Origin of the sequence: Paenibacillus sp., from assembly GCF_031177825.1 — a bacterium.
Classification (GTDB): domain Bacteria; phylum Bacillota; class Bacilli; order Paenibacillales; family YIM-B00363; genus Paenibacillus_AE.
The window spans coordinates 1-21,950 of sequence record NZ_JAPSKE010000008.1; the positions used below are offsets into that span (position 1 = coordinate 1).

19 protein-coding genes, 1 tRNA gene and 1 pseudogene are annotated in these 21,950 nt (G+C 60.3%); 15 read left to right on the forward strand and 6 right to left on the reverse strand.

Annotation, left to right across the window (positions count from 1 at the left end; genetic code table 11):
* Together RIN49_RS11530 and RIN49_RS11535 are read left to right on the forward strand one after the other, a co-directional pair.
* Positions 1-75 (forward strand): annotated as a pseudogene (locus tag RIN49_RS11530) (helix-turn-helix domain-containing protein); the annotation flags it as partial.
* 169 nt (positions 76-244) lie between these two features.
* Complete coding sequence (locus tag RIN49_RS11535; protein WP_309120326.1) at positions 245-1,234, forward strand: MBL fold metallo-hydrolase; 990 nt, start codon at positions 245-247, stop codon at positions 1,232-1,234.
* A 12-nt stretch (positions 1,235-1,246) separates the two neighbouring features.
* On the opposite strand, the gene RIN49_RS11540 is transcribed toward RIN49_RS11535, so the two are convergent.
* A complete protein-coding gene (locus RIN49_RS11540; RefSeq protein WP_309120327.1) occupies positions 1,247-1,780 on the reverse strand; it encodes a phosphatidylglycerophosphatase A family protein in 534 nt (177 codons plus the stop codon).
* Between the two features lie 156 nt (positions 1,781-1,936).
* Between RIN49_RS11540 and RIN49_RS11545 the strand changes: the two genes are divergently transcribed.
* From RIN49_RS11545 to RIN49_RS11555, 3 genes are all read left to right on the forward strand, one after another.
* Positions 1,937-2,980, forward strand: a complete 1,044-nt coding sequence (locus RIN49_RS11545) for a GerMN domain-containing protein (RefSeq protein WP_309120328.1) — start codon at positions 1,937-1,939, stop codon at positions 2,978-2,980.
* 161 nt (positions 2,981-3,141) lie between these two features.
* Positions 3,142-3,912: a ribonuclease PH gene (gene rph / locus RIN49_RS11550; RefSeq protein ID WP_309120329.1), complete on the forward strand. Its 771-nt coding sequence runs from the start codon at positions 3,142-3,144 to the stop codon at positions 3,910-3,912.
* Complete coding sequence (locus RIN49_RS11555) at positions 3,905-4,534, forward strand: XTP/dITP diphosphatase (protein ID WP_309120330.1); 630 nt, start codon at positions 3,905-3,907, stop codon at positions 4,532-4,534. The genes rph and RIN49_RS11555 overlap by 8 nt, the downstream gene beginning before the upstream one ends.
* Positions 4,535-4,583: 49 nt before the next feature.
* Here RIN49_RS11555 and asnB read toward each other — a convergent pair whose 3' ends face one another.
* Entirely contained in the window at positions 4,584-6,431 is a 1,848-nt protein-coding gene (gene asnB, locus RIN49_RS11560) for an asparagine synthase (glutamine-hydrolyzing) (RefSeq protein WP_309120535.1), read from the reverse strand.
* A 262-nt stretch (positions 6,432-6,693) separates the two neighbouring features.
* On the opposite strand from asnB, the gene RIN49_RS11565 reads away from it, so the two are divergent.
* Both RIN49_RS11565 and RIN49_RS11570 read left to right on the forward strand, forming a co-directional pair.
* Positions 6,694-7,038: a hypothetical protein gene (locus RIN49_RS11565; protein WP_309120331.1), complete on the forward strand. Its 345-nt coding sequence runs from the start codon at positions 6,694-6,696 to the stop codon at positions 7,036-7,038.
* Positions 7,039-7,196: 158 nt separating this feature from the next.
* On the forward strand, positions 7,197-8,060 hold the full coding sequence (locus tag RIN49_RS11570) for a S1C family serine protease (protein ID WP_309120332.1): 864 nt from the start codon (positions 7,197-7,199) through the stop codon (positions 8,058-8,060).
* On the opposite strand, the gene RIN49_RS11575 is transcribed toward RIN49_RS11570, so the two are convergent.
* The 3 genes from RIN49_RS11575 to RIN49_RS11585 form a co-directional block, all read right to left on the reverse strand.
* Positions 8,061-8,489 carry an EamA family transporter gene (locus tag RIN49_RS11575; RefSeq protein ID WP_309120333.1) on the reverse strand — a complete coding sequence of 143 codons (429 nt, stop codon included), beginning with the start codon at positions 8,487-8,489 and terminating at the stop codon, positions 8,061-8,063.
* Between the two features lie 72 nt (positions 8,490-8,561).
* Positions 8,562-9,248 (reverse strand): hypothetical protein, encoded by a 687-nt coding sequence (locus RIN49_RS11580; protein WP_309120334.1) that lies wholly within the window; start codon positions 9,246-9,248, stop codon positions 8,562-8,564.
* A gap of 296 nt (positions 9,249-9,544) precedes the next feature.
* Positions 9,545-9,618, reverse strand: a tRNA-Arg gene (locus RIN49_RS11585).
* A 138-nt stretch (positions 9,619-9,756) separates the two neighbouring features.
* Here RIN49_RS11585 and RIN49_RS11590 point away from each other — a divergent pair.
* From RIN49_RS11590 to yihA, 8 genes are all read left to right on the forward strand, one after another.
* Complete coding sequence (locus tag RIN49_RS11590) at positions 9,757-10,665, forward strand: hypothetical protein (protein WP_309120335.1); 909 nt, start codon at positions 9,757-9,759, stop codon at positions 10,663-10,665.
* 68 nt (positions 10,666-10,733) lie between these two features.
* Entirely contained in the window at positions 10,734-12,023 is a 1,290-nt protein-coding gene (tig, locus tag RIN49_RS11595; RefSeq protein ID WP_309120336.1) for a trigger factor, read from the forward strand.
* A gap of 167 nt (positions 12,024-12,190) precedes the next feature.
* A complete protein-coding gene (clpP, locus tag RIN49_RS11600; protein ID WP_309120337.1) occupies positions 12,191-12,781 on the forward strand; it encodes an ATP-dependent Clp endopeptidase proteolytic subunit ClpP in 591 nt (196 codons plus the stop codon).
* Positions 12,782-12,794: 13 nt separating this feature from the next.
* Positions 12,795-14,060 carry an ATP-dependent protease ATP-binding subunit ClpX gene (gene clpX / locus RIN49_RS11605; protein WP_309120338.1) on the forward strand — a complete coding sequence of 422 codons (1,266 nt, stop codon included), beginning with the start codon at positions 12,795-12,797 and terminating at the stop codon, positions 14,058-14,060.
* An 82-nt stretch (positions 14,061-14,142) separates the two neighbouring features.
* Positions 14,143-15,255 carry a flavodoxin-dependent (E)-4-hydroxy-3-methylbut-2-enyl-diphosphate synthase gene (ispG, locus tag RIN49_RS11610; protein WP_309120339.1) on the forward strand — a complete coding sequence of 371 codons (1,113 nt, stop codon included), beginning with the start codon at positions 14,143-14,145 and terminating at the stop codon, positions 15,253-15,255.
* Positions 15,256-15,390: 135 nt separating this feature from the next.
* Positions 15,391-17,106, forward strand: coding sequence for an ATP-dependent protease LonB (lonB, locus tag RIN49_RS11615; RefSeq protein ID WP_309120340.1), 1,716 nt, complete (start codon positions 15,391-15,393; stop codon positions 17,104-17,106).
* A 162-nt stretch (positions 17,107-17,268) separates the two neighbouring features.
* Positions 17,269-19,653 carry an endopeptidase La gene (gene lon / locus RIN49_RS11620; RefSeq protein WP_309120341.1) on the forward strand — a complete coding sequence of 795 codons (2,385 nt, stop codon included), beginning with the start codon at positions 17,269-17,271 and terminating at the stop codon, positions 19,651-19,653.
* Between the two features lie 31 nt (positions 19,654-19,684).
* Positions 19,685-20,269 carry a ribosome biogenesis GTP-binding protein YihA/YsxC gene (gene yihA, locus RIN49_RS11625; RefSeq protein ID WP_309120342.1) on the forward strand — a complete coding sequence of 195 codons (585 nt, stop codon included), beginning with the start codon at positions 19,685-19,687 and terminating at the stop codon, positions 20,267-20,269.
* A 61-nt stretch (positions 20,270-20,330) separates the two neighbouring features.
* Here yihA and RIN49_RS11630 read toward each other — a convergent pair whose 3' ends face one another.
* Positions 20,331-21,893: an ABC transporter substrate-binding protein gene (locus RIN49_RS11630; RefSeq protein WP_309120343.1), complete on the reverse strand. Its 1,563-nt coding sequence runs from the start codon at positions 21,891-21,893 to the stop codon at positions 20,331-20,333.
* Between the last annotated feature and the right edge of the window lie 57 nt (positions 21,894-21,950).

Sequence of the window (21,950 nt, forward strand, 5' to 3'; positions counted from 1 at the left end):
ATGCAGAAGCTGAATGTCAAAGGCCGTTCTCAAGCGGTTGTGGAGCTGATCAGGCTCGGGGAACTGAACATTTGACGTTCGACTTCTTTCCATACGGAACCCTCTTCTTGACCTTCCGTCCGCCTTCCCCCCCCGGGGGAAACGGACGGAAGGTTTTTGAATTTTCGGGGGCGTCTTAGTACAATGATACGTACGATTCTCTTGCGTTGCTTACGGCAGGGGACAACGAGGGGAGCGCTAGGGCATGAATACGATCATCGACCGCGGAGACGGCATCTGGCAGGTGAAGGTGCCGCTTCCGTTTCCATTATTATGGGTGAACGCGTACGTCGTCGTCGGTTCGAACGGCGACGTCGACATCATCGACCCGGGGCTGCGCACCGCAGCCGCGGAAGCGCGTTGGGCGGAAGCGCTCGACGCCGTCGGCTTTCGCTGGGAGCGCGTCCGCGCGATCGTCTTGACGCACCATCACCCTGACCATTACGGATTGGCGGGGTGGATGCAGGCGCGCTCCGGAGCGCCCGTCTTGATGTCCGGCGTCGCCAAGGCGTCGGCGGAGCGCTTATGGGGAGCGGCCGAACGCGAGCGAACCGGGGAAGCGACGCTCGCGCTGTTCGCCCGCCATGGCTATCCGGAGGCGGCGTCCCCCGCGATGCGAGAGCACCTCGACGGTTTCGCCCCGATGGTATCTCCGCAGCCGGACCGGATCGAGACGATTCGGTACGGGGATCGCGTCCGGCTGGGCGACGCGGAATACGAGGCGCTCCATACGCCCGGACACGCGGGCGGGCATCTGAGCTTCTGGAACGAAGCCGAGGGACGATTGTTTTGCGGCGATCATGTGCTGCCCGGCATTTCGCCGAACGTCTCGCTGCTTCCGTTCGGCGACGCGGATCCGCTGGCGATCTACTTAGCGTCCCTGGAAGAAGTCGAACGGTTGCCCGTCGCGGCCGCGTTCCCGGGCCACCGCGAGCCGTTCGCGCATTACGGCGACCGCGCGCGGGCGATTCGGACGCATCACGAGGAGCGCCTCCGGAAGATGGAGGCGCTGCTGACGGTCCGGATGACCGGCTACGAATTGTGCCGCGCGACGTTCGGGGACAAGCTGTCCGTCCATCAACTGCGGTTCGCCTTGTCCGAGACGATCGCGCATCTCGTCTATTTAGAAAATCAGGGCCGCGTCTCGCGGATCGAGGAGCGGGGCGTCGCGTCCTTCGCCGCGCTCGGAGGCTGAGCGCGGGATCGCTTACCGCGCCGGCGACTCCGCCTCGTCTTGAGGCGGAAGCACCGCCGTGCGCGTGTGCGCGATGCGGCTGGACGCCGCCGCGGCGATCGCCCCGACGATATCGTCCAGGAATGTGTGAATGTAGCCGTCGTGCTTATCGTTCAGCCGTTCCAGAATGCCGGGCTTCAGCTTGTCGATATACCCGAAATTCGTATACCCGATCGTGCCGTAGATGTTCACGATCGACATCGCCAGAATTTCGTCCACGCCGTATAACCCCTCGTCGTTCTTCACCATCTCCTGCAGCGGCGCGAACAGTTCCCCGCGCTCGCACAGGATGTCCAATTGAATGCCCGTGAGGATCGCGTTCTGCACTTCGCGCTTCTCGAGCACCCGTTCTACGCTTTCCTTGCAATCCTCTAACGTCAAATCCGGAATGTATTGGCTCTGCAGAAACATGACGAGCTCCGCGATTTCCTCCGTGCGAACGTTCCGTTTCTTCAACCACTCCCGCGTCGCCGACGCGACCTTCGCGCTGTCCAAGCTGTACTTCATTCGGTATCCGACCCCTTTGCGCCAATAAACCTATCGGACCGTATTATGCCCTCGGGAGGGCTCGTCAACTCTTTTTTCGAGTGGGACAAAAAGTAGTTATAAAACCGGGGGAGGCTCGTATACATAGTACAAACTCATTGGGGAGGCTCATGAACCATGAATCGTAATAAAAAAGTTGGCTGGATCAGCATCATTGCTTCCGTCGGCATCTTATCGGGTTGCTCGCTGTCCGGCTCGACCGGATCGGCGCCGATCGACCCGCCGCAAGACCTTACGGGCGAAGCCGAAGGGGCGGCGGTCGCCGCGTCGGCCGAAGCGTCGAACTCGTTCAACGCGACGCTGTTCGCCCGCGACGCGGACGGCTACGTCGCCCCGCTCAGCGTGAAGCTGCCGTTCGATACGCCGGACGTGGCGAAGCGGACGCTCCAATACATGGTGAAAGGCGGCCCGGGCGAAGACCTGATGCCGGAAGGCTTCTCCGCGCTTCTGCCCGAAGGCACGGAAATCGTCTCGCTCGACATCGACACGACGACGAAGACGGCGACGATCGACTTCAACGAGGCGTTCCTCGCGTACGACGAAGCGGACGAGCGTCAAATTCTCGAGGGCGTCACATGGGCGATGACGAGTTATCCGTCCGTCGAATACGTGCAGCTATGGGTCGACGGCAAGGCGCTTAAAGAGATGCCGGTCGCGAACACGCCGCTCGACGCGCCGCTCTCGCGGAAATTCGGGATCAACATCGAGCGCGCTTCCGGGGTGGAATTTTCCCGGGCGACGCCGGTCACGTTGTACTTCCTCAATCAGACGGCGGACAGCTTCACGTACTACGTGCCGGTCACGCGTCTCATCGACCTGACGGACGACGTCGCAGGCGCGACGGTCGCCGAGCTTGTCAAGGGTCCGCTCGATACGAGCAAGCTCGAAGCCGTCTTCCTTCCGACGGAAGGCGCGGAGAGCACGGTCAGCTTGACGGGCGACAACGTCGCCGTCGATCTCGACGCGGCGCTGGCGGGCTCCGGAGCGAAGCTTCCGGTCGAAGGGCTGCAAGCGGTCGTGCTGTCGCTCACCGAGACGACGCCGGCGAAGAGCGTGCAAATTACGGTCGACGGGGCGTCGCAAGTGATCGCCACCGACGACACGGATTACGGCGCGCAGCCGGTCGCCCGCCCGAAGGCGCTCAACCCGCTGGAGCTGTAATCCTCCGCAGGCGGAAGAAAAAGAAACTTGCAGGAAGCCGCTTCTCGCGTCAGCGAGGAGCGGCTTCTGCCTTGGAAAAGTGATTTTCCCGGAACGATCTGGTACACTACCCGAAGAAGCGGATTCTGACGAAGCGCAGCACAAGAAGGAGCGAACTCAAGATGATACGAACCGACGGACGTCAGTGGGACGAAATACGCCCGACGACGATGACGACAGGCGTGAATAAATATGCGGAAGGCTCGGTATTGATCGAGGTCGGCGCGACGAAGGTCATCTGCACCGCGACCGTCGACGAGAAGGTGCCTCCGTTCATGAAGGGGCAGGGACGCGGCTGGGTGACGGCGGAGTACGCCATGCTGCCGCGGGCGACGCAGGCGCGCAACCAGCGCGAATCGGCGAAGGGCAAGCTGACGGGACGAACGATGGAGATTCAGCGCCTGATCGGCCGGGCGCTGCGGTCGGTCGTCGACCTGCATGCCCTCGGCGAACGGACGATCACGCTCGATTGCGACGTCATCCAAGCGGACGGCGGCACGCGTACGACGTCGATCACCGGCGCGTTCGTGGCGCTCTGCCTCGCGGTGGACAAGCTGCGGGCGTCGGGCCACATCCCGGAGACGCGCAAGCATCCCATCACGGATTATCTGGCTTCACTCAGCGTAGGAGTCGTGAACGGCAACGTGCTGCTCGACCTGAATTACGAGGAAGACAGCAAGGCGATCGTCGACATGAACGTCGTCATGACGGGCGCGGGGAAGCTGGTCGAGGTCCAGGGCACGGGGGAGGAAGCGCCCTTCACGAGGCAGGAGATGAACGCGATGCTCGACGTGGCGGAGCAGGGCATCCGGCGGATGCGCGCGTTGCAGCGAGAGGCGCTAGGCGCCGCCGGAGCCGCTATTCCGGAAGCGAGCGAGTCGCCCCATGCGTAAGACGATCGTCGTCGCCACTCGGAACAAGGGGAAGGCGGCCGAATTCCGCGAGATGCTCGCGCCGCTCGGCTACGAGGTGCTGTCGCTGCTCGACATGCCGGACAGCGCGGCGCCGGACGTCGTAGAGGACGGCGCGACCTTCGCGGCGAACGCGGAGAAGAAGGCGCGCTCGGCGGCGGCCGCGCTCGGGCGGCCGGCGCTCGCGGATGATTCGGGCCTCGTCGTCGATGCGCTGAACGGCGCGCCGGGCGTCTATTCCGCCCGTTATGCCGGAGAGGACGCGGACGACGCGCGGAACAACGAGAAGCTGTTGCGCGAGCTCGCCGCGCGAGGCGAACGGCGCGAAGGCGTCGCGCCGGGGGCAGCCGCGCTGAGCGCGGCGCGCTTCGTCTGCACGCTTGCGCTGCACGATCCCGAGACGAACGAGACGACGTTCGCGGAAGGGTCGTGCGAGGGCTTCATCCTCGACGAAGCGCGCGGCGCGGGCGGATTCGGGTACGATCCGCTCTTCTACTCGCCGGCGTTAGGGAAGACGTTCGGGGAAGCGACCCCGGAAGAGAAGCATCGGCTGAGCCATCGCGGACAAGCGCTTCGGGCGCTGGCCGAGAAGCTGCGGCCGTAACGAAAGAACGGCGGCAGGGGAGTAAAGTCCCCTGCCGCCGTTTTCCGTATTATCGCACCGTAACCTTGTATGTCTTCAGCCACGTATTGACCTGCGCGAGGTACGCGAACAGCTGCGGCCCCGTCATGAGCTGCCCGAACCACGGAATGTCGAACTGGTCCGTCTCGCCCTTCGCCATCTGACGAATCTTGCCGGCGTCGATGAATTGCAGAATCGGGGAGGAGCTGTCGTCGAGGATCGATTCGACCCACGACCGCACGGCCGCTAAATACGCCGGATTATGCGTCTTCGGGTAGGGGCTCTTCTTGCGGTAGAGCACCTCGTCGGGGAGCGCGCCTTCGAGCGCCTTGCGCAGAATCCCCTTTTCCCTGTCTCCCGTCATCTTCATCTCCCACGGAATGTTGAATACGTAATCGATCAACCGATGGTCGCAGAACGGCACGCGTACCTCGAGACCGGCCGCCATGCTCATTCGGTCCTTGCGGTCGAGCAGCGTCGGCATGAACCGCGTAATGTTGAGGTACGACATCTCGCGCATCCGCCCGAGCCGTCCATCCTTCTCGTTCGGGAGACGGGGCACCTCGGAGAGCGCCTGGGCGTATCGGTCCTCGACGTATTCCACGGGCCGGATCCACTCGGAGAGCTCCGGCTTCAGCAGCTCCGCGCGCACGCCGGTGAACAGCGACCACGGGAACGTATTCGCGTTCAGAGCGTCGTCTCGATGAAACCAAGGATACCCGCCGAAAATTTCGTCCGCCGCCTCGCCCGAAATCGCGACCGTCGCGCCCTTCTTGATTTCGCGGCAGAACAGCAGCAGGGACGCGTCGACGTCGGCCATGCCCGGCATGTCGCGCGCGAACACGACGTCCTCGAGTGTGGCGACGAGCTCCGGCGTGTCGAATTCGACGAAGTGGTGCGAGGTAGAGAGGTATTCCGTCATCTTCTCGATCCAGGGCCGGTCGGGGTTCGGCGTGAACGCCGACGATTTGAAGTGCTTGTCGTTATCGACGTAGTCGATCGAATACGTATGCAGCGTGCCGAGCCCGTTCGCTTCGTAATATTTCGCCGCGAACGACGTCAACGCGCTGGAATCGAGACCGCCGGAGAGCAGCGTACATACCGGGACGTCGGAGACGAGCTGCCGCTCGACCGTATCCTTCAGCAGCGCGCCGACGGTTTGCGCCGTCGCCTCGAGATCGTCCGTATGCTCTCTCGCTTCGACCTTCCAATAACATTGCATGCGGATGCCGTTGCGGTCGTAGACGAGGAAGTGTCCCGGCTTCAGTTCGTTCATGTCGCGGAATACCCCGTGTCCTGGCGTGCGAGCGGGACCGACGGCGAAAATTTCGGCGAGGCCGTCCGGACCGATCTCCGGCTGGAAGACGGGGTTCGCGAGTATGGCTTTCGGCTCGGAGCCGAACAGGAAGGCGCCGTTCGCGTGGGAGTAGAAGAGGGGTTTGACGCCGACGCGGTCGCGGCACAGGAACAGACTTTGGTCGCGCTCGCTCCAGACGGCGAAGGCGAAGATGCCGTTCAGTCGGTCGACCGCGCCTCGGCCCCATTCAATGTAGGAAACTAAGAGCACTTCGGTGTCGCAATTCGTCTTGAAGACGTGACCCCGGGCTTCGAGATCCTTGCGAAGCTCGAGCGTATTGTACAGCTCGCCGTTATATACGATCGTGAACGTGTGACCGCCGTATTTCCGATACATCGGCTGCGCGCCGTTCGTCGGGTCGATGATGCTCAGCCGGCGGTGCCCGAGGGCGCAATGCCCCGAAATCCACGTGCCGGAGGCGTCCGGACCGCGGGCGCCCATCGTTTCCGTCATGTTTTCAAGAATGGTCGGATAATTGGTCAATTGTTTGTTCCAGTCGACCCATCCCGTGATTCCACACATTGATTTCATCCCTTTCCATCCTGGGTATCTCGCAAGCGCCTGCCGACGGTCCCCTTCGACGCGAAAAAGGCCTCTCGGCCTTTTCTGTCATGGCTTTGTTCGTTTACCTTACGTAAAGACCTCAAGGACCGAAGAACGCATCGGGCGGTTCCATGCGTGCCATTAGCGGATTATGGTTATAGGTATGCGCGGAGCGAGGATAAGATGCAAGTCCCTGCGGGATTCTATAGGAGGATAAGCCTAAGAGAGGTGTGACAAGCGTATGGTCGAGATACAGGATGCGTCGTTCGTTCGACTCGGATATAGCGGGGACGAAACGTTCGCCGAAGTCGAGGTGAAGGCGGCCGGCTTCGACGCGCCGCTGATCGCCGCGTTCAAACGAGGGGCGGACGGATCCTTCGCGCTGACGAACGTCGCCGAGAAGCGGGACGATCACGACTTGGATTGGTACGACAACAATTTGCACGACGCGTATCCTAGCGCGATGGATCGGCTGTTCGGCGCGGGCTCGGACGGCGAGACGACTCGTCGCTCGTTCGCGGAGCAGGTGCTGCGGTTCGGGGACGTTCGCGATCGGATCGAAGATACGCTCTATTACGGCGGTTAATGATGCGCGGCGAACGCCCGGCGGGGCCGGGCCGATTCGCCGCGCTTTCGCGCGCGAGGGAAACCTAGCGAAACCCGGAGGACGAAACTGCGTGTTATAATGGTAGAAAAGGTTCGCAACGACGGACCGAGCGCATTTTCCGAAGGGGGCGGCGAAGGTTGGCGGAACATGAAAAGAAGGAAGACATAGAACAGGACAAGGTTTCGGCCGACTTCACCGGGTACGAAGACCGGGAATACGGACGCGAATTCACGGAAGAAGAACTGACCGATCTGTTCGAGGCGGCGGACGAGGAAGGGGAAGCGCCGCCTCCGTTCTTCCGGTCGCCGCGCTTCCAGAAGATCATCGCCGGCGTGCTGGCGCTCATGGTGTGCGCGCAGGTCATCACGCTGCTGCCGCAAGTGTTTTCGCTCGCGGCGGTCCGGTTCTTGACCGTGTCCGCGCAGCTGTCGCAATCGGCCGAAATTCAGCAATATAAGGAGTCCGTAGTCGTGATCCGATCCGGCGGCTCGAAGGGAACCGGCTTCTTCGTGTCGGAGGACGGCCTCGTCGTGACGAACCGCCACGTGGTGGACGGGTCCAAGACGCCTCTCGTTCATCTCTCGGACGGCAGCGTCTATCAAGGGCGGGTGTTATGGTCGGACGACGAAGTGGACTTGGCGCTCGTCGACATCGACGCGGAGGCCGTCCCGGCGCTGCCGCTCGCGGCGTCGTACGACGGCGCGGAAGACGTGCCGGTGTACATTATCGGCAATCCCCTGTTCTTTAACGGCATCGCGAACGAAGGCGTTACGCGAGGGCTGCTCCCGGACCGCGATCCGCCGATGCTGGCGATCGACGCTCCCGTGTACCGCGGGAACAGCGGCAGTCCGGTCATTACCGAAGACGGGGAAGTGATCGGCGTCGTCTACGCGACGAGCTCGATGGAACGGGACGGCAAGAAGCAGCGCATCGGTCTCGCGGTACCGATCGATTGGGTGCATCGCCGTATGGCCGAGCCGCCCGCGCCGCCTGCGCCGTAATCACTTCAGCGCGACGAGAATCGCGCCGATCGCGATGAGCCCGACGCCGGCGCCGTTCAACCATGTGACGCGCTCGCCGAGCAAGAAGAAGGCGAGCACGACGGCGAATACGACGCTGAGCTTGTCGATCGGCGCCACCTGGGAGACGCTGCCGACCTTCAAGGCCAGGAAGTAAAACAGCCAGGACGCCGCCCCGGCCGCGCCGCTGAGCGCGATGAACGTCAGCGCTCTGCGCTGGTGCAGGATGTCGAAGACGGCGGACCATTTGCTCTGTACGGCCACGACGCCGACGAGGAACACCGCCATGATCACCGCGCGAATCGCCGTGGCCGCGTTGGCGTCCAGCTCCTCGAGGCCGATCTTCCCGAGAATCGCCACGAGCGCCGCCGTAACGGCGGATAGCAGAGCGTAGAGGAACCAAAGCGCCATAATTTCGGGGTCACCTCGTATATGTAATTAGGAAGACGCCCTTGACGGCGTCTTCGTCCGTTCGCGTACGAATTAGTGCAGCGTTTGTTCGACTTGCTGCAGCTCTTGCTGCGCCGCTTGGAGCTGCGACGCGCTCAACTGCTGCGCCTGCTGCGCCTTCTGAGCGAGCTGCTGCGCTTGCTGCGCCTTCTGCTGCACGGCTTGCATCTGCTGATCCAGCATCTGCTGCTGCAATTGCGCTTCCTGGAGCTGCTGCGCGCTTAGGCCTTGCACCTTCTGCGCTTCGGTCTGGATTTGCTGCGCCTGCGTCGCCTTTTGCACCGCGCTTTGCGCATGCTGGATCGCTTGCTGCGCCAGCTGCTGGGCTTCCGCGACGACTTGCTGCGCCTGCTGCGTAATTTGCTCGACCGTCATCTGCGTGTTTTGCGGCGGCTGCATCGACGCAGACGCGGAAGTCGACGAAGCCCCCGTCGTCGGAGTCGTCGAGCTCGTCATGCTCGCGGACGTCATCGAACTCGAAGACGCGGAGCCTTGCTGCATCGACTGTTGGAGCGTCTGCTGCGCCTGCTTGGACCCTTGCTGCGCCATCTGCTGCACCGCTTGGGCTCCTTGCTTTACCTGCTCGGCCATCGCGCTTTCCACCTTCATCGCCGCGTCGACGACGGCCGCTCCAATTTCCACGCCGGCGTTCTGCGCGGCTTTCTGCATGTTCGAGGCGTTGCTGGAAGTGGACTTCGATTTCGTCGTTGTCTGGGTCACGTACAATTCACTCCTTAGAAGGATGTAAGTTCGACGTACCTCTATAGGATGAGACGAGACGCGGGTACGTATCCCGCTTAAAGTTAGGAAACTGAGGGGCTGCATAATGAAGCGGAATACGTCCCACTGCTTTCGTCCGGAGACGCTTCCCGATGCCATGAAACGGAAACCAAACGATTACGGTCGACCCGACATTTCGAGGGGGAACATCTCGATTTGGAGGGAAGTTTACCCGTTCGCACGCAAAAAAGCCCCCGAAGTCCGCGACTCCGAGGGCTAAACGTATGGAACAAGAGCGTCCCAGGAGGGATTCGAACCCCCGACCGTACGCTTAGAAGGCGTATGCTCTATCCTACTGAGCTACTGGGACACAAAAAAATGCGACTCGGAAATTATAACACGGACCGCCGTCTCCGCGCAATGGGTGGCTGCGAATTCCATCGCGCGTTCGTATTTCGCCGTGAAACCTGTTACAATGTAGAAACATTTTTTGATACCGGGGGAACCGATGGACGGCAAATCGCGGGGGGAACTGATCCTTTTCCCGAAAACCATTGATTATTATCAGATCGAATTGACGAAACTGCTGGAGAAGGAAGCGTACGGGGAAGCCATTCGAACGCTCGAATTTCTCGTGTCGTGCCGAACGGACGACGGCCGGACGAACGAGGAATGGAGCACGCTGCTGGAGTGGCTGCGGACCGAATTCCCGGACGCGGCCCGAGCGGACGAGGATGGCGACGACGAGGACCCGATCGCGGAGGCGGATCTGCTCCGAAGCCGCGTGTCCCAGAAGGCGGCTCGCGACAAGCAATACGCGAAGCGGCTGTTGGAGTCGCTCTCCCGCGGCTCGCTCGAAGCGCAGCTCCACGCGCTGGAGCAGCTCGCGTTGCTCGACGACGAAAGCGCGGCGGGGACGCTTCTTAAGAAGTTGTCCGATCCGCAGGTGCATCCGTTCGTCGCCTTCAAGCTGCTGCAGACGCTGGCGAAGCTCGGTATCGAGGGGGAAGCGACGTTCGGCAAGCTCGGGGAAATCGTAACCGTCGACATCGAACGGACGCCGGCCGGACCGGACCGATTTCCGGAGCCGCTGCCGTTCGTCGCCGATCGGGTCCGCGAGATGGCGGAAACCGACGATCCGACGATATCGATATTCGCGAAGCAGACGTGGGAAGAGTTCCTGATCTACGTCTACGGCACGACGTTGTACAACGGCATGCACGAGATGGACGAGCAGGGGCTCGACGTCTGGGCTTCGGCGCTGCATACGGCCGTGGCGCACGCCATGTACGGCGGCGGAACCGCGGAGGAATTGCAGGACCGCTACGGCATTACGGACTCGTTGCTGCCGGCGTGGGAAGGGGCTTACGCCTCCCTTGCGAAGTTCTTCCGAGACGTCTCCGGGGTTCGCGTTTGAATTGGACAGGTTATGTGTTATAATGGCATGGTTATATTTTCGGGCGAAAAGTTTGGAGGATGCATAGAATGAAGGCGAGTTGGGAAAAGCTAGAAAGCAACGTCGGGGTACTGACGATCGAAGTTGAAGCGGAGCAAGTCAACGAAGCGATTAACAAAGCGTTCAAGAAAGTCGCGAACCGCGTGAACGTCCCGGGCTTCCGCAAAGGGAAAGTGCCGCGGCAAATTTTCGAAGCGAAGTTCGGCGTAGAAAGCCTGTACCAAGATGCGATTGATATAATTTTGCCGGAAGCCTATACATATGCGCTTCAAGAAACCGGCATCGAACCGATCGATCGGCCGGAAGTGGATATCGAGAAGTTCGCGAAGAACGAACCGATGAAGCTGACGGCGAAGGTACAAGTGAAGCCGGAAGTGAAGCTCGGCGAGTACAAGGGTCTGGAAGTCGAAGCGAAGAGCGACGACGTGACGGACGAAGAGATCGACGCGGAATTGAACCGTCTGCAGCAGCGCCACGCGGAGATCGTTCCGGTGGAAGAAGGCGCCGCGCAGAACGGCGACGTCGCCGTCATCGATTTCGAAGGCTTCGCGGACGGCGTTCCGTTCGAAGGCGGCAAGGGCGAGAAGCATTCGCTCGAGCTCGGTTCGGGCAGCTTCATCCCGGGCTTCGAAGAAGGCGTCGTCGGCATGGCGAAGGGCGAAGAGAAGGACATCCAGGTTACGTTCCCGGAAGATTACCACGCGGAAAACTTGAAGGGCCAAACGGCTACGTTCAAGGTGAAGCTGCAAGACCTGAAGCGGAAAAATCTGCCGGAGCTCGACGACGAGTTCGCGAAGGACGTCTCCGAATTCGAGACGCTCGAAGAATTCAAGAAAGATTTGGCCGACAAGATCAAAGCTCGCAAAGAACGCGAGTTCCGCATCCATCAGGAACAATCCGTCGTAGACCAAGCCTCGGAAAACGCGACCGTAGACGTTCCGGCAGTCATGGTCGAGACGGAACTGAATAATATGGTAAAAGAGTTCGAAAGCCGTCTTCGTACGCAAGGCATGACGCTGGAATTGTACTTCCAGTTCACGAACACCAGCGAAGCCGCGTTGAGAGAACAGATGCTCCCGGACGCACAGAAGCGCGTGCGCAACAACCTCGTGCTCGAAGCGATCGCGAAAGCGGAAGGTCTCGAAGCGGGCGACGAAGATTTGGAAAAAGAGCTGGAGCGCATGGCCGAGCAGTTCCAACGTTCGGTCGAAGAAATCCGCGGCATCCTGTCGGCGAACGGCCGAATCGACGATATCCGCGAAGAGCTTTCCATCAAGCGCGCGGTCGATTTCTTGGTCGACAACAGCAAGACGAAGTAAGCGGAGCAACGACGCCATAACGAGGATAACTATAAAAAGAAGGGCACGTTCGAGTTCAGAAGCGTGCCCCTTTTTTACCCTTGGACCGTCGCCGCAAAAATGACACCGCACCCGGAAAGTGATAAAATAACGTTAACCCCATCTGTCATGAAGCGAGGTTGGTAACCATGAATCTAGTCCCGATTGTTGTGGAACAAACAAACCGCGGCGAGCGTTCGTACGATATTTACTCGCGATTGTTGAAGGATCGCATCATCTTCCTCGGGAGCGGCATCGACGATGACGTGGCCAATCTCGTCATCGCGCAATTGCTGTTTTTGGCGGCTGACGACTCGGAGAAGGATATCCATCTGTATATCAACTCCCCGGGCGGTTCGGTGACGGCGGGGATGGGCATTTACGACACGATGCAATACATCAAGCCGGACGTATCCACGATTTGCGTCGGCATGGCGGCGAGCATGGGGTCGATTCTGCTCACGGCCGGCGCCAAAGGCAAGCGCTTCGCGCTGCCGAACAGCGAAGTCATGATCCATCAGCCGCTCGGCGGCGTGCGCGGTCAAGCGACGGACATTAAGATCCACGCCGACTGGATTATCCAGACGAAACGCAAGTTGAACGAAATTTACGTGAAGCATACGGGTCAGCCGTACGAGAAAATCGAACGCGACACCGATCGGGACTTCTTCATGAGTGCGGACGAAGCGCTCGCTTACGGATTGATCGACAGGGTGATCACTCCGGGCGACTTGAAATAAAGGAGGGAAGACCATGTTTAAGTTCAACGAAGAGAAGGGCCAGTTAAAGTGTTCGTTCTGCGGAAAAATGCAGGATCAGGTGCGCAAGCTCGTCGCCGGACCTGGCGTATATATTTGCGATGAATGCATCGAATTGTGCACGGAAATCGTCGAAGAGGAGCTCGGTCACGAGGAAGAGCTCGATCTGAAGGAAGTGCCGAAGCCGCTGCAGATCCGCGAAATTCTGGATCAGTACGTCATCGGCCAAGACCAAGCGAAGAAGTCGCTCGCGGTCGCCGTGTACAATCACTATAAGCGGATTAACTCCACAGGCAAGAACGAAGACGTCGAGTTGACGAAGAGCAACATCATGCTCGTCGGACCGACGGGCAGCGGGAAGACGCTGCTCGCGCAGACGCTCGCCAAAATTTTGAACGTGCCGTTCGCGATCGCCGACGCCACCTCGCTCACCGAGGCCGGCTATGTCGGGGAAGACGTCGAGAACATCTTGCTGAAGCTCATCCAAGCGGCGGACTACGACGTAGAGAAGGCCGAGCGCGGCATCATCTACATCGACGAAATCGACAAGGTCGCCCGCAAATCGGAAAATCCGTCGATCACCCGCGACGTATCGGGCGAAGGCGTGCAGCAAGCGCTCCTTAAGATTCTCGAAGGCACGGTGGCATCGGTTCCTCCGCAAGGCGGACGGAAGCACCCGCACCAAGAGTTCATCCAGATCGATACGACGAACATTCTGTTCATCTGCGGCGGGGCGTTCGACGGCCTCGAGCAAATCATCAAGCGCCGGATCGGCAAGAAGGTCATCGGCTTCGGCGCCGACGGCATGAAGGCGGATCTCAAGGCAGGCGAATACCTGTCCATGGTGCTGCCGGAAGACTTGCTGAAATACGGCCTCATTCCGGAGTTCGTCGGCCGTCTGCCGGTCATCACGTCGCTCGAGCCGCTCGACGAGGCTGCGCTCGTTCGCATCTTGTCCGAGCCGAAGAACGCGCTCGTGAAGCAATACCAGAAGCTGCTCGAGATGGATAACGTCCATCTGGAGTTCGAGCAGGACGCCCTCGTCGCGATCGCGGCCGAAGCTATCAAGCGGAACACCGGCGCCCGCGGCCTTCGCGCCATCATCGAGAGCATTATGCTCGACGTGATGTACGACGTGCCGTCGCGAACGGATATCAATCATTGCTTGATCACGAAGGACGTCGTGGCGAACAAGATCGTACCGACCTTGACGCTCGCGAAGACGGACAACAAGAAGAACAAAAAGGAAGAGAGCGCGTAAGCGTTCCTCAGCGTTCGACAGCATCCGTCTATTTAAGGCGGGTGCTTCCTTTGTTTCGAATCCTTGGGAGGGGAAACCGACAATGTACCATCGCAAAGATACGCGCCCGGTAAAGGTCGGCGGTCTTACGATCGGCGGCAGCGACGAGGTGCTCATTCAGAGCATGTGCACGACGAAGACGGCCAACGTGGAAGCGACCGTCGCGGAAATCCATCGGCTCGAGGAAGCCGGCTGCCAATTGGTCCGCGTCACCGTGAACAACGAAGAAGCGGCGGATGCGATCAAGGAAATCAAGAAGCGCATTCACATTCCGCTTGTGGCGGACATTCACTTCGATTACCGACTGGCGCTGAAGGCGATCGAGAACGGCATCGACAAGGTGCGGATCAATCCGGGCAATATCGGCCGCCGGAAGAACGTGGAAGCGGTCGTCGCGGCGTGCAAGGCGCGCGGCATCCCGATTCGGATCGGCGTGAACGCCGGCTCGCTCGAGAAGCATCTGCTTGATAAATACGGGTATCCGACGCCCGAGGCGATGGTGGAAAGCGCGTTGTTCCACATCGGCATCCTCGAGGAATTGGATTTCCACGACATTATCGTCTCGCTGAAGGCATCCGACGTACCGATGGCGATCGCGGCGTATACGAAGGCGGCGCAAGTGATTCCGTATCCGCTGCATCTCGGCATTACCGAAGCCGGCACGCTGTTCTCCGGTACGGTGAAGAGCGCCGCGGGCCTCGGCGTGCTGCTGAACATGGGCATCGGATCGACGATCCGGATCTCGTTAAGCGCCGATCCGGTCGAAGAAGTGAAGGTCGCCCGCGAGCTGCTGAAGACGTTCGGCCTCATTACGAACGCGGCGACGCTCGTTTCTTGCCCGACTTGCGGCCGTCTCGACATCGATTTGTTCGCGGTGGCGAACGAAGTCGAAGCGTATTTGGAGAAGGTGAAAGTTCCGATTAAGGTATCCGTGCTCGGCTGCGCGGTGAACGGCCCGGGCGAGGCGCGGGAGGCCGACATCGGCATCGCCGGCGCACGGGGCGAAGGGATGCTGTTCCGCTACGGCGAGATGATCCGCAAGGTGCCGGAAGCGGAGCTTGTCGCGGAGCTAAAGAAGGAGATCGACGTCATCGTAGAAGCGTTCAACCGTACGGGGGAAATTCCGGGACGGAAGACGCATCAATCGCATAACTGAGCCGATTCGGCTTGAAGTTGCCCCGAGTCCATGCGGACTCGGGGCTTTTTCTGTCCGAAAGGACCGGATGAAGGGGCCTCTGGAAGGTAATACTTAGGTGTAACAAAACAGATTTTTCATGAGGAGGGACGTACGGTGACGCTGAGCCTCGTCTTGGTACTGGTGCAGGTGTTCTTCGCCGTGGTCATCGGCTTATATTTTTGGAATTTGCTTCGCAATCAACAGACGAACAAGGTAGCCGTCGATCGGGAGTCGAAGAAGGAGATGGAGAAGCTGCGCAAGCTCCGCAGCATCTCGCTCACGAAGCCGCTGGCGGAGCGGACGCGGCCGACGACGATAAACGATATCGTCGGGCAGAAGGAGGGGCTGCGGGCGCTGAAGGCGGCGCTGTGCGGTCCGAACCCGCAGCACGTAATCGTCTATGGTCCCCCGGGGGTGGGGAAGACCGCAGCCGCTCGGGTCATTCTGGAAGAAGCGAAGAAAAATCCGGATTCGCCGTTCCGCCAGGAGGCGAAATTTACGGAGATCGACGCGACGACGGCCCGCTTCGACGAACGCGGCATCGCGGATCCGCTCATCGGCTCCGTCCATGATCCGATCTATCAGGGGGCAGGCGCCATGGGCGTCGCGGGCATTCCGCAGCCGAAGCCCGGCGCGGTCAGCAAGGCGCACGGCGGCGTCTTGTTCATCGACGAGATCGGCGAGCTGCATCCGATCCAGCTGAATAAATTGCTGAAGGTGTTGGAGGATCGTAAGGTATTCCTCGAGAGCGCTTATTACAACGCCGAAGATTCGCATATTCCCGGCTATATTCACGACATCTTCCAGAACGGTCTTCCCGCCGACTTCCGGCTCGTCGGCGCCACGACGCGCACGCCGCAAGAGCTGCCTCCGGCGCTCCGGTCGCGCTGCATGGAAATCTTCTTCCGTCCGCTTCTTCCGGAGGAGGTCGGGGAAATTACGGAGAACGCGATCAAGAAGGTCGGCATGGAGCCGGATGCGGCCGCCATCGACGTCGTGAAGCGCTTCGCGACGAACGGGCGCGAAGCGGTCAACATCGTCCAGCTGGCCGCCGGCGTCGCCTTGACGGAAGGACGAAGCGAGTTGACCGCCGCCGACGTGGAATGGGTGGCGCGCTCCAGTCAGATGACGCCGCGCCCGGAGAAAAAAATCCCGGCCGAGCCGATGATCGGGTTCGTGAACGGGTTGGCGGTGTACGGTCCGAATATGGGGACGCTGCTCGAGATCGAAGTAACGGCGAACGTCGCGGAATCCCCGGGGGCGGGCCGCATCAACATTACCGGCGTCGTCGACGAGGAGGAGCTCGGGGGCGGTTCGAAGACGCTGCGGCGCAAGAGCATGGCGCGCGGCTCCGTCGAGAACGTCATGACGGTGCTCCGTCGATTCGGACTTCGTCCGCACGATTACGACCTGCACGTCAACTTCCCGGGCGGCGTTCCGATCGACGGGCCGAGCGCGGGGGTGGCGATGGCGACGGCGATCGCTTCGGCGATTCTCGGCGTTCCGGTCGACAATCGCGTCGCGATGACCGGCGAGGTGAGCATCCACGGCAAGGTGAAGCCGGTCGGGGGCGTCGTCGCCAAGGCGGAGGCGGCGTTCCAAGCCGGTGCGACGCGGGTGTACATTCCGAAAGAGAACTGGCAGGCGATTTTCGAAGGGCTCGGAGGCGGGCTCTCCGTCGTACCGCTGGAGCACGTCGACGAGCTGTTCGCGGACTTGTTCGGCATCGAGCGGGAGACGTTCGCGTCGAAGCTGCCGCCGTTCGCGGGAGAGTCGGCGTCGCACGCGGTATCCGTGCTCCATGCGGACGCTTCGGAGAAGCGAGGATAAAGCGCGACGCCCGAGGGAAGGCTCCGGCGGGGTTCCATCCGGAGCCTTCCCTGCTGCGCGCTTGTCAATTGGTAATTTGATGTGCGGTTTGGTAGAATGAAATACAGTCATTTTACTGATGTGAAGCGATAACGGATAAGAGTCTCTTGGAGGTGCCACAGGATGGGCTTGAATAAACCGAAGGGACGGCGCCTGCCGCTGCTGCCTTTACGGGGGCTCTTGGTATACCCAAGCATGGTGCTCCACTTGGACGTCGGCCGGGAGAAATCGGTGAAAGCCTTGGAGAAGGCGATGATCGAGGACAACATGATTTTGTTGTGCACGCAGTCCGAGATCAATATCGAGGAGCCGTCGCAGGACGATATTTATCAGATCGGCACCGTCTCGAAGGTTCGGCAGATGCTGAAGCTGCCGAACGGCACGATCCGCGTATTGGTGGAAGGCGTCACCCGAGCGGAAATCGTCGAATATGTGCCCAACGCGGAGTATTACGAGGTTTCGGTGCGGGAGATGCCGGAGCAGCAGACGGCGGATTCCGAGATCGACGCGTTGATGCGGACCGTGCTTGCACAGTTCGAGCACTACATCAACCTCTCGAAGAAGGTCACTCCCGAGACGCTGGCCGCCGTAACGGACATCGACGAGCCGGGAAGGCTCGCCGACGTCATCTGCAGTCACTTGTCGCTGAAGATCAAGGATAAGCAAGACATCCTCGAGACGATCGACGTGCGGCAGCGGCTGGAGAAGCTGCTGGGCTTCCTGAACAACGAGCGGGAAGTGCTCGAGCTCGAACGGAAGATCAACCAGCGCGTCAAGAAGCAGATGGAGAAGACGCAGAAGGAATATTATCTGCGGGAGCAGATGAAGGCGATCCAGAAGGAGCTCGGCGACAAGGAAGGCCGCGCGGGAGAAGTCGAAGAGCTGCGGGCGAAGCTGAAGGAGACGGACGTGCCGGAAGCGGTGGCCGAGAAGGTCGAGAAGGAAATCGATCGTCTGGAGAAGATGCCGGCGACGTCGGCGGAAGGCGGCGTCATTCGGGCGTACGTCGACTGGCTGCTGGCGCTCCCCTGGAACATGACGACCGAGGACGACTTGGACCTCGAGAAGGCGGAGCGGATCCTCGACGAAGACCATTACGGGATGGAGAAGCCGAAGGAACGCGTGCTCGAGTATCTCGCGGTGCAGAAGCTCGTGAAGAAGCTGAAGGGGCCGATCCTCTGTCTGGTCGGGCCGCCGGGCGTCGGCAAGACGTCGCTGGGGCGTTCGATCGCGAAGTCGCTCGAGAGGAAGTTCGTCCGCATCTCGCTCGGCGGCGTGCGCGACGAAGCGGAGATCCGCGGCCATCGCCGCACGTACGTCGGCGCGATGCCGGGGCGGATCATCCAAGGTTTGAAAAACGCAGGCAGCAATAATCCAGTATTCTTGTTAGACGAAATCGACAAGATGGCGATGGACTTCCGGGGGGATCCGGCGTCCGCGCTGCTCGAGGTGCTCGATCCGGAGCAGAACAATACGTTCAGCGACCACTATATCGAGACGCCGTTCGATTTGTCCAAGGTGATGTTCGTGACGACGGCGAACGCGCTGCATAACATCCCGAGACCGCTGCTCGACCGGATGGAAGTGCTGTACATCCCGGGATACACCGAGCTGGAGAAGCTGCACATCGCGGAGCGGCATCTGGTGAGCAAGCAGCGGAAGGACCACGGTTTGACGGAAGAGCAATTCGAAATCAAAACCGAGGCGATCCAGCGCGTCGTGCGGGAATATACGCGCGAAGCGGGCGTCCGGAATTTGGAGCAGCAGATCGCGTCGTTATGCCGGAAGGCGGCGAAGACGATCGTGGCCGATCCGGAGCGGAAGGTAACCGTCGAAGCCGCGGACGTGCCGGAGTATCTCGGCCCGCCGAAGTTCCGGTTCGGCCTCGCCGAAGAGGAAGACCAAGTCGGCGTCGTCTGCGGCCTCGCTTGGACCGAGGTCGGCGGCGACACGCTGCATATCGAGGTGACGGTGCTGCCGGGCAGCGGCAAGCTGACGCTCACCGGCAAGCTCGGCGACGTCATGAAGGAGTCGGCTCAGGCGGCGTTCAGCTACGCGCGATCGAAGTCCGAGCCGCTCGGCATTCCGCCGGACTTCCACGAGAAGAAGGATATTCATATTCACATTCCCGAGGGCGCGATTCCGAAGGACGGCCCGTCCGCGGGCATTACGATCGCGACGGCGCTCATCTCGGCGTTGACCGAGAAGCCGGTGCGGCGGGACGTCGCGATGACGGGCGAGATCACGCTTCGCGGCCGCGTGCTTCCGATCGGCGGTCTGAAGGAGAAGTCGCTCGCGGCGCATCGCGCCGGCATAAAAAAAATATTGTTCCCCCAAGACAACGAGAAGGATTTGGGGGAGATCCCCGACAGCGTGAAGCAGGAAGTCGAGTTCGTGCCGGTGTCGCACATGGACGAAGTGCTTACGCATGCGCTCGCCACGCTCGAGAACGCCTCTTCCGCGGAGCTTCGCCCCGAAGAAGAAGGGGTCGAGGTACCGCAGCATTGACGGGGATCGGGGAAAGGTCGGAACCGAACCAGTGAAAATTCGCACGACGGAGTTTGTCATCAGCGCCGTAAAACCGGAGCAATACCCGGACAGCGCCTTGCCGGAGATCGCTCTGGCAGGGCGCTCCAACGTGGGCAAGTCATCCCTTATCAATCGTCTCATTCAACGTAAAAACCTGGCGCGCACGAGCGGACAGCCGGGCAAGACGCAGACGCTCAATTATTACCTGATTAACGAAGAGATGTACTTCGTCGACCTTCCCGGCTACGGCTTCGCCCGCGTCTCGCAGGAGCAGCGCAAGCAGTGGGGCAAGATGATCGAGAAATATTTAACGGAGCGGCAAAATTTGCGCGCCGTGTTGCATCTGATCGACATCCGCCACCCGCCGTCGGCCGAAGACGTCATGATGAGCGAATGGCTGCACCATATCGGCCTCGAGACGTGCGTGGTGACGACGAAGGCGGACAAAATTCCGAAAGGCAAGCGCCCGCAGCACGTGAAGATCATTCGCGAGAAGCTGCAGCTGCCCAAGGACCATCCGCTCGTCGTCTTCTCCTCCGAGGAGGGACTCGGTAAGGACGAGTTATGGAGCTGGATCGAGGGAAAGCTTTCCTAGATACGCGAAGGGGCTTCCCTTCAAGCAGAAGCGCTGCTTGAGGGGAAGCCCCTTTTCCCGTTTATTTCAGACCTTTGCTCTTCAGGAATTGGTCCCATTGCTTCGCCACTTCGGCGTCGACCTTCTCGATTCCGGAGGCTTTCAGCTTCTCCAGAAATTCCGGCAGCACTTGATCGGGATCCACGGCGCCGGTTTCAAGCGCGGAGCCGTATTCGTTCTTCACCGCGTTGATGTTGGCGATTTCCGCCTTGATCGATTCCTCGTTCACGGAAAATCCGTTGCTCGCCGGCACGACTGCGTTGTCGTTCAGCTCGATCGTCTTTTCCCATGTGTCGGGCGCTTGGCCCGGCTTCAAGTAAGCGTTGAATTGATTGCCGAACACCCAGTCCCCGTTGGGGGCGTAACCCGAGCCTTCGATCGGCTCGATGTACAGGTCGTCGACCTTGTTGTAATGCTTCCCTTCGATCCCGTTGCAGATCAGGTTATACAAGGTTTTGTCGGTATTGAGCAAGTTCAGCAGCATTAACGCGCGTTCCGGATGTTTGGAGTTTTTATTGATGACGTGCATCGCGCTGGCGATCCCGGTGAAGTAACTGTCTGCGATCGGGACGTACACGACGTCGTTGCCGCCGTTCATCGCTTTCTCGCCGATTTCGCCGCCCGGCTTCGACGTGAATTCGATGCCGACCGCGACATTGCCCTTGCTTTTCAAGTCGTTGATGTTTTGGAGCACCGGAGCGTCTTTATTGATATATCCCGCTTGATACCAAGCGCGAACCGTACGGTAATAGTCCGCCTTCGCTTCGTACGATTCGATCGTCGTCGCGAGTTTATATTCCGGATCGTCTTTCTTATAAGAAACCGGCAAGCCCGGCGCGCCGACGATCGAACGATCCGTAAAGAAGCCGTTGGAGTTCTGCGCGAGACCGAGCGGAATGACGTCGGGTTCGTTATCCTTGAGCGTCTTTAGGAACGGCTCGATGTCTTTGTAGGTTTGGATCGCGCTTACGTCCAGATTGTATTTGTCGATGAATCGCTTCTGAACGACGAAGCTCACCTGCTTGGCGGCGACTTGATAAATCGGGAAGCCGTACACCTTGCCGTCCGCGGCAAACATATCCGGCCAGAATTTATCGGGGATATTGGCGCGGGCTTCCGGCATGTTCGCTTGGATCATCTCGTCCGTAAGCTCGAGATAGGCGCCGCGGTCGATATAAGGCTGATAGTTGCCCAACCAGCCCTTGGAGCTCCATGCGATGTCGAAGTTTTCGCCGGCCGCCAGCATAGCGTTCAGCTTCGGCTCGTATTCGTCGAAGGTGAGAGGCACTAACTCGACCGTCGCGTTAATTTTCTCTTTGATATATTTGTTGATTTCGTCGTTGACCAAGTCCTGATCCGGGCCGGGGTTCGCCGCGACCGGATACAGGAACGTCAGCTTCGCTTCGGGCAGCGCCGGTTCGGCGGGCTCCTGCGCGGTCGGCTCTTGCTTCGTTTCCGTTTCGGCGGGGGGAGGCGTCTCTTCCGCGGTTTCGGATCCGGCATTGTTGTTGCAGGCCGCTAATACGCTGACGAGGAATAATAACAAGCAAAGCTGAAGCATCGCGAATTTCTTGGCTTTGTGCATCTCTGAACCCTCCAATTGTATAATTCCATGAATGCTGCTCTTTTCCTGCGAATGACT

Bases quoted from the DNA above. Each gene is read 5' to 3' on its own strand.
- RIN49_RS11565 (WP_309120331.1), top strand. From the start codon at position 6,694: ATGGTCGAGATACAGGATGCGTCGTTCGTTCGACTCGGATATAGCGGG.
- RIN49_RS11540 (WP_309120327.1), bottom strand. From the start codon at position 1,780: ATGAAGTACAGCTTGGACAGCGCGAAGGTCGCGTCGGCGACGCGGGAG.
- ispG (WP_309120339.1), top strand. From the start codon at position 14,143: ATGTACCATCGCAAAGATACGCGCCCGGTAAAGGTCGGCGGTCTTACG.
- asnB (WP_309120535.1), bottom strand. From the start codon at position 6,431: ATGTGTGGAATCACGGGATGGGTCGACTGGAACAAACAATTGACCAAT.
- RIN49_RS11575 (WP_309120333.1), bottom strand. From the start codon at position 8,489: ATGGCGCTTTGGTTCCTCTACGCTCTGCTATCCGCCGTTACGGCGGCG.
- tig (WP_309120336.1), top strand. From the start codon at position 10,734: ATGAAGGCGAGTTGGGAAAAGCTAGAAAGCAACGTCGGGGTACTGACG.
- clpX (WP_309120338.1), top strand. From the start codon at position 12,795: ATGTTTAAGTTCAACGAAGAGAAGGGCCAGTTAAAGTGTTCGTTCTGC.
- RIN49_RS11545 (WP_309120328.1), top strand. From the start codon at position 1,937: ATGAATCGTAATAAAAAAGTTGGCTGGATCAGCATCATTGCTTCCGTC.
- RIN49_RS11590 (WP_309120335.1), top strand. From the start codon at position 9,757: ATGGACGGCAAATCGCGGGGGGAACTGATCCTTTTCCCGAAAACCATT.
- lon (WP_309120341.1), top strand. From the start codon at position 17,269: ATGGGCTTGAATAAACCGAAGGGACGGCGCCTGCCGCTGCTGCCTTTA.
- RIN49_RS11555 (WP_309120330.1), top strand. From the start codon at position 3,905: ATGCGTAAGACGATCGTCGTCGCCACTCGGAACAAGGGGAAGGCGGCC.
- rph (WP_309120329.1), top strand. From the start codon at position 3,142: ATGATACGAACCGACGGACGTCAGTGGGACGAAATACGCCCGACGACG.
- RIN49_RS11535 (WP_309120326.1), top strand. From the start codon at position 245: ATGAATACGATCATCGACCGCGGAGACGGCATCTGGCAGGTGAAGGTG.
- clpP (WP_309120337.1), top strand. From the start codon at position 12,191: ATGAATCTAGTCCCGATTGTTGTGGAACAAACAAACCGCGGCGAGCGT.
- RIN49_RS11630 (WP_309120343.1), bottom strand. From the start codon at position 21,893: ATGCACAAAGCCAAGAAATTCGCGATGCTTCAGCTTTGCTTGTTATTA.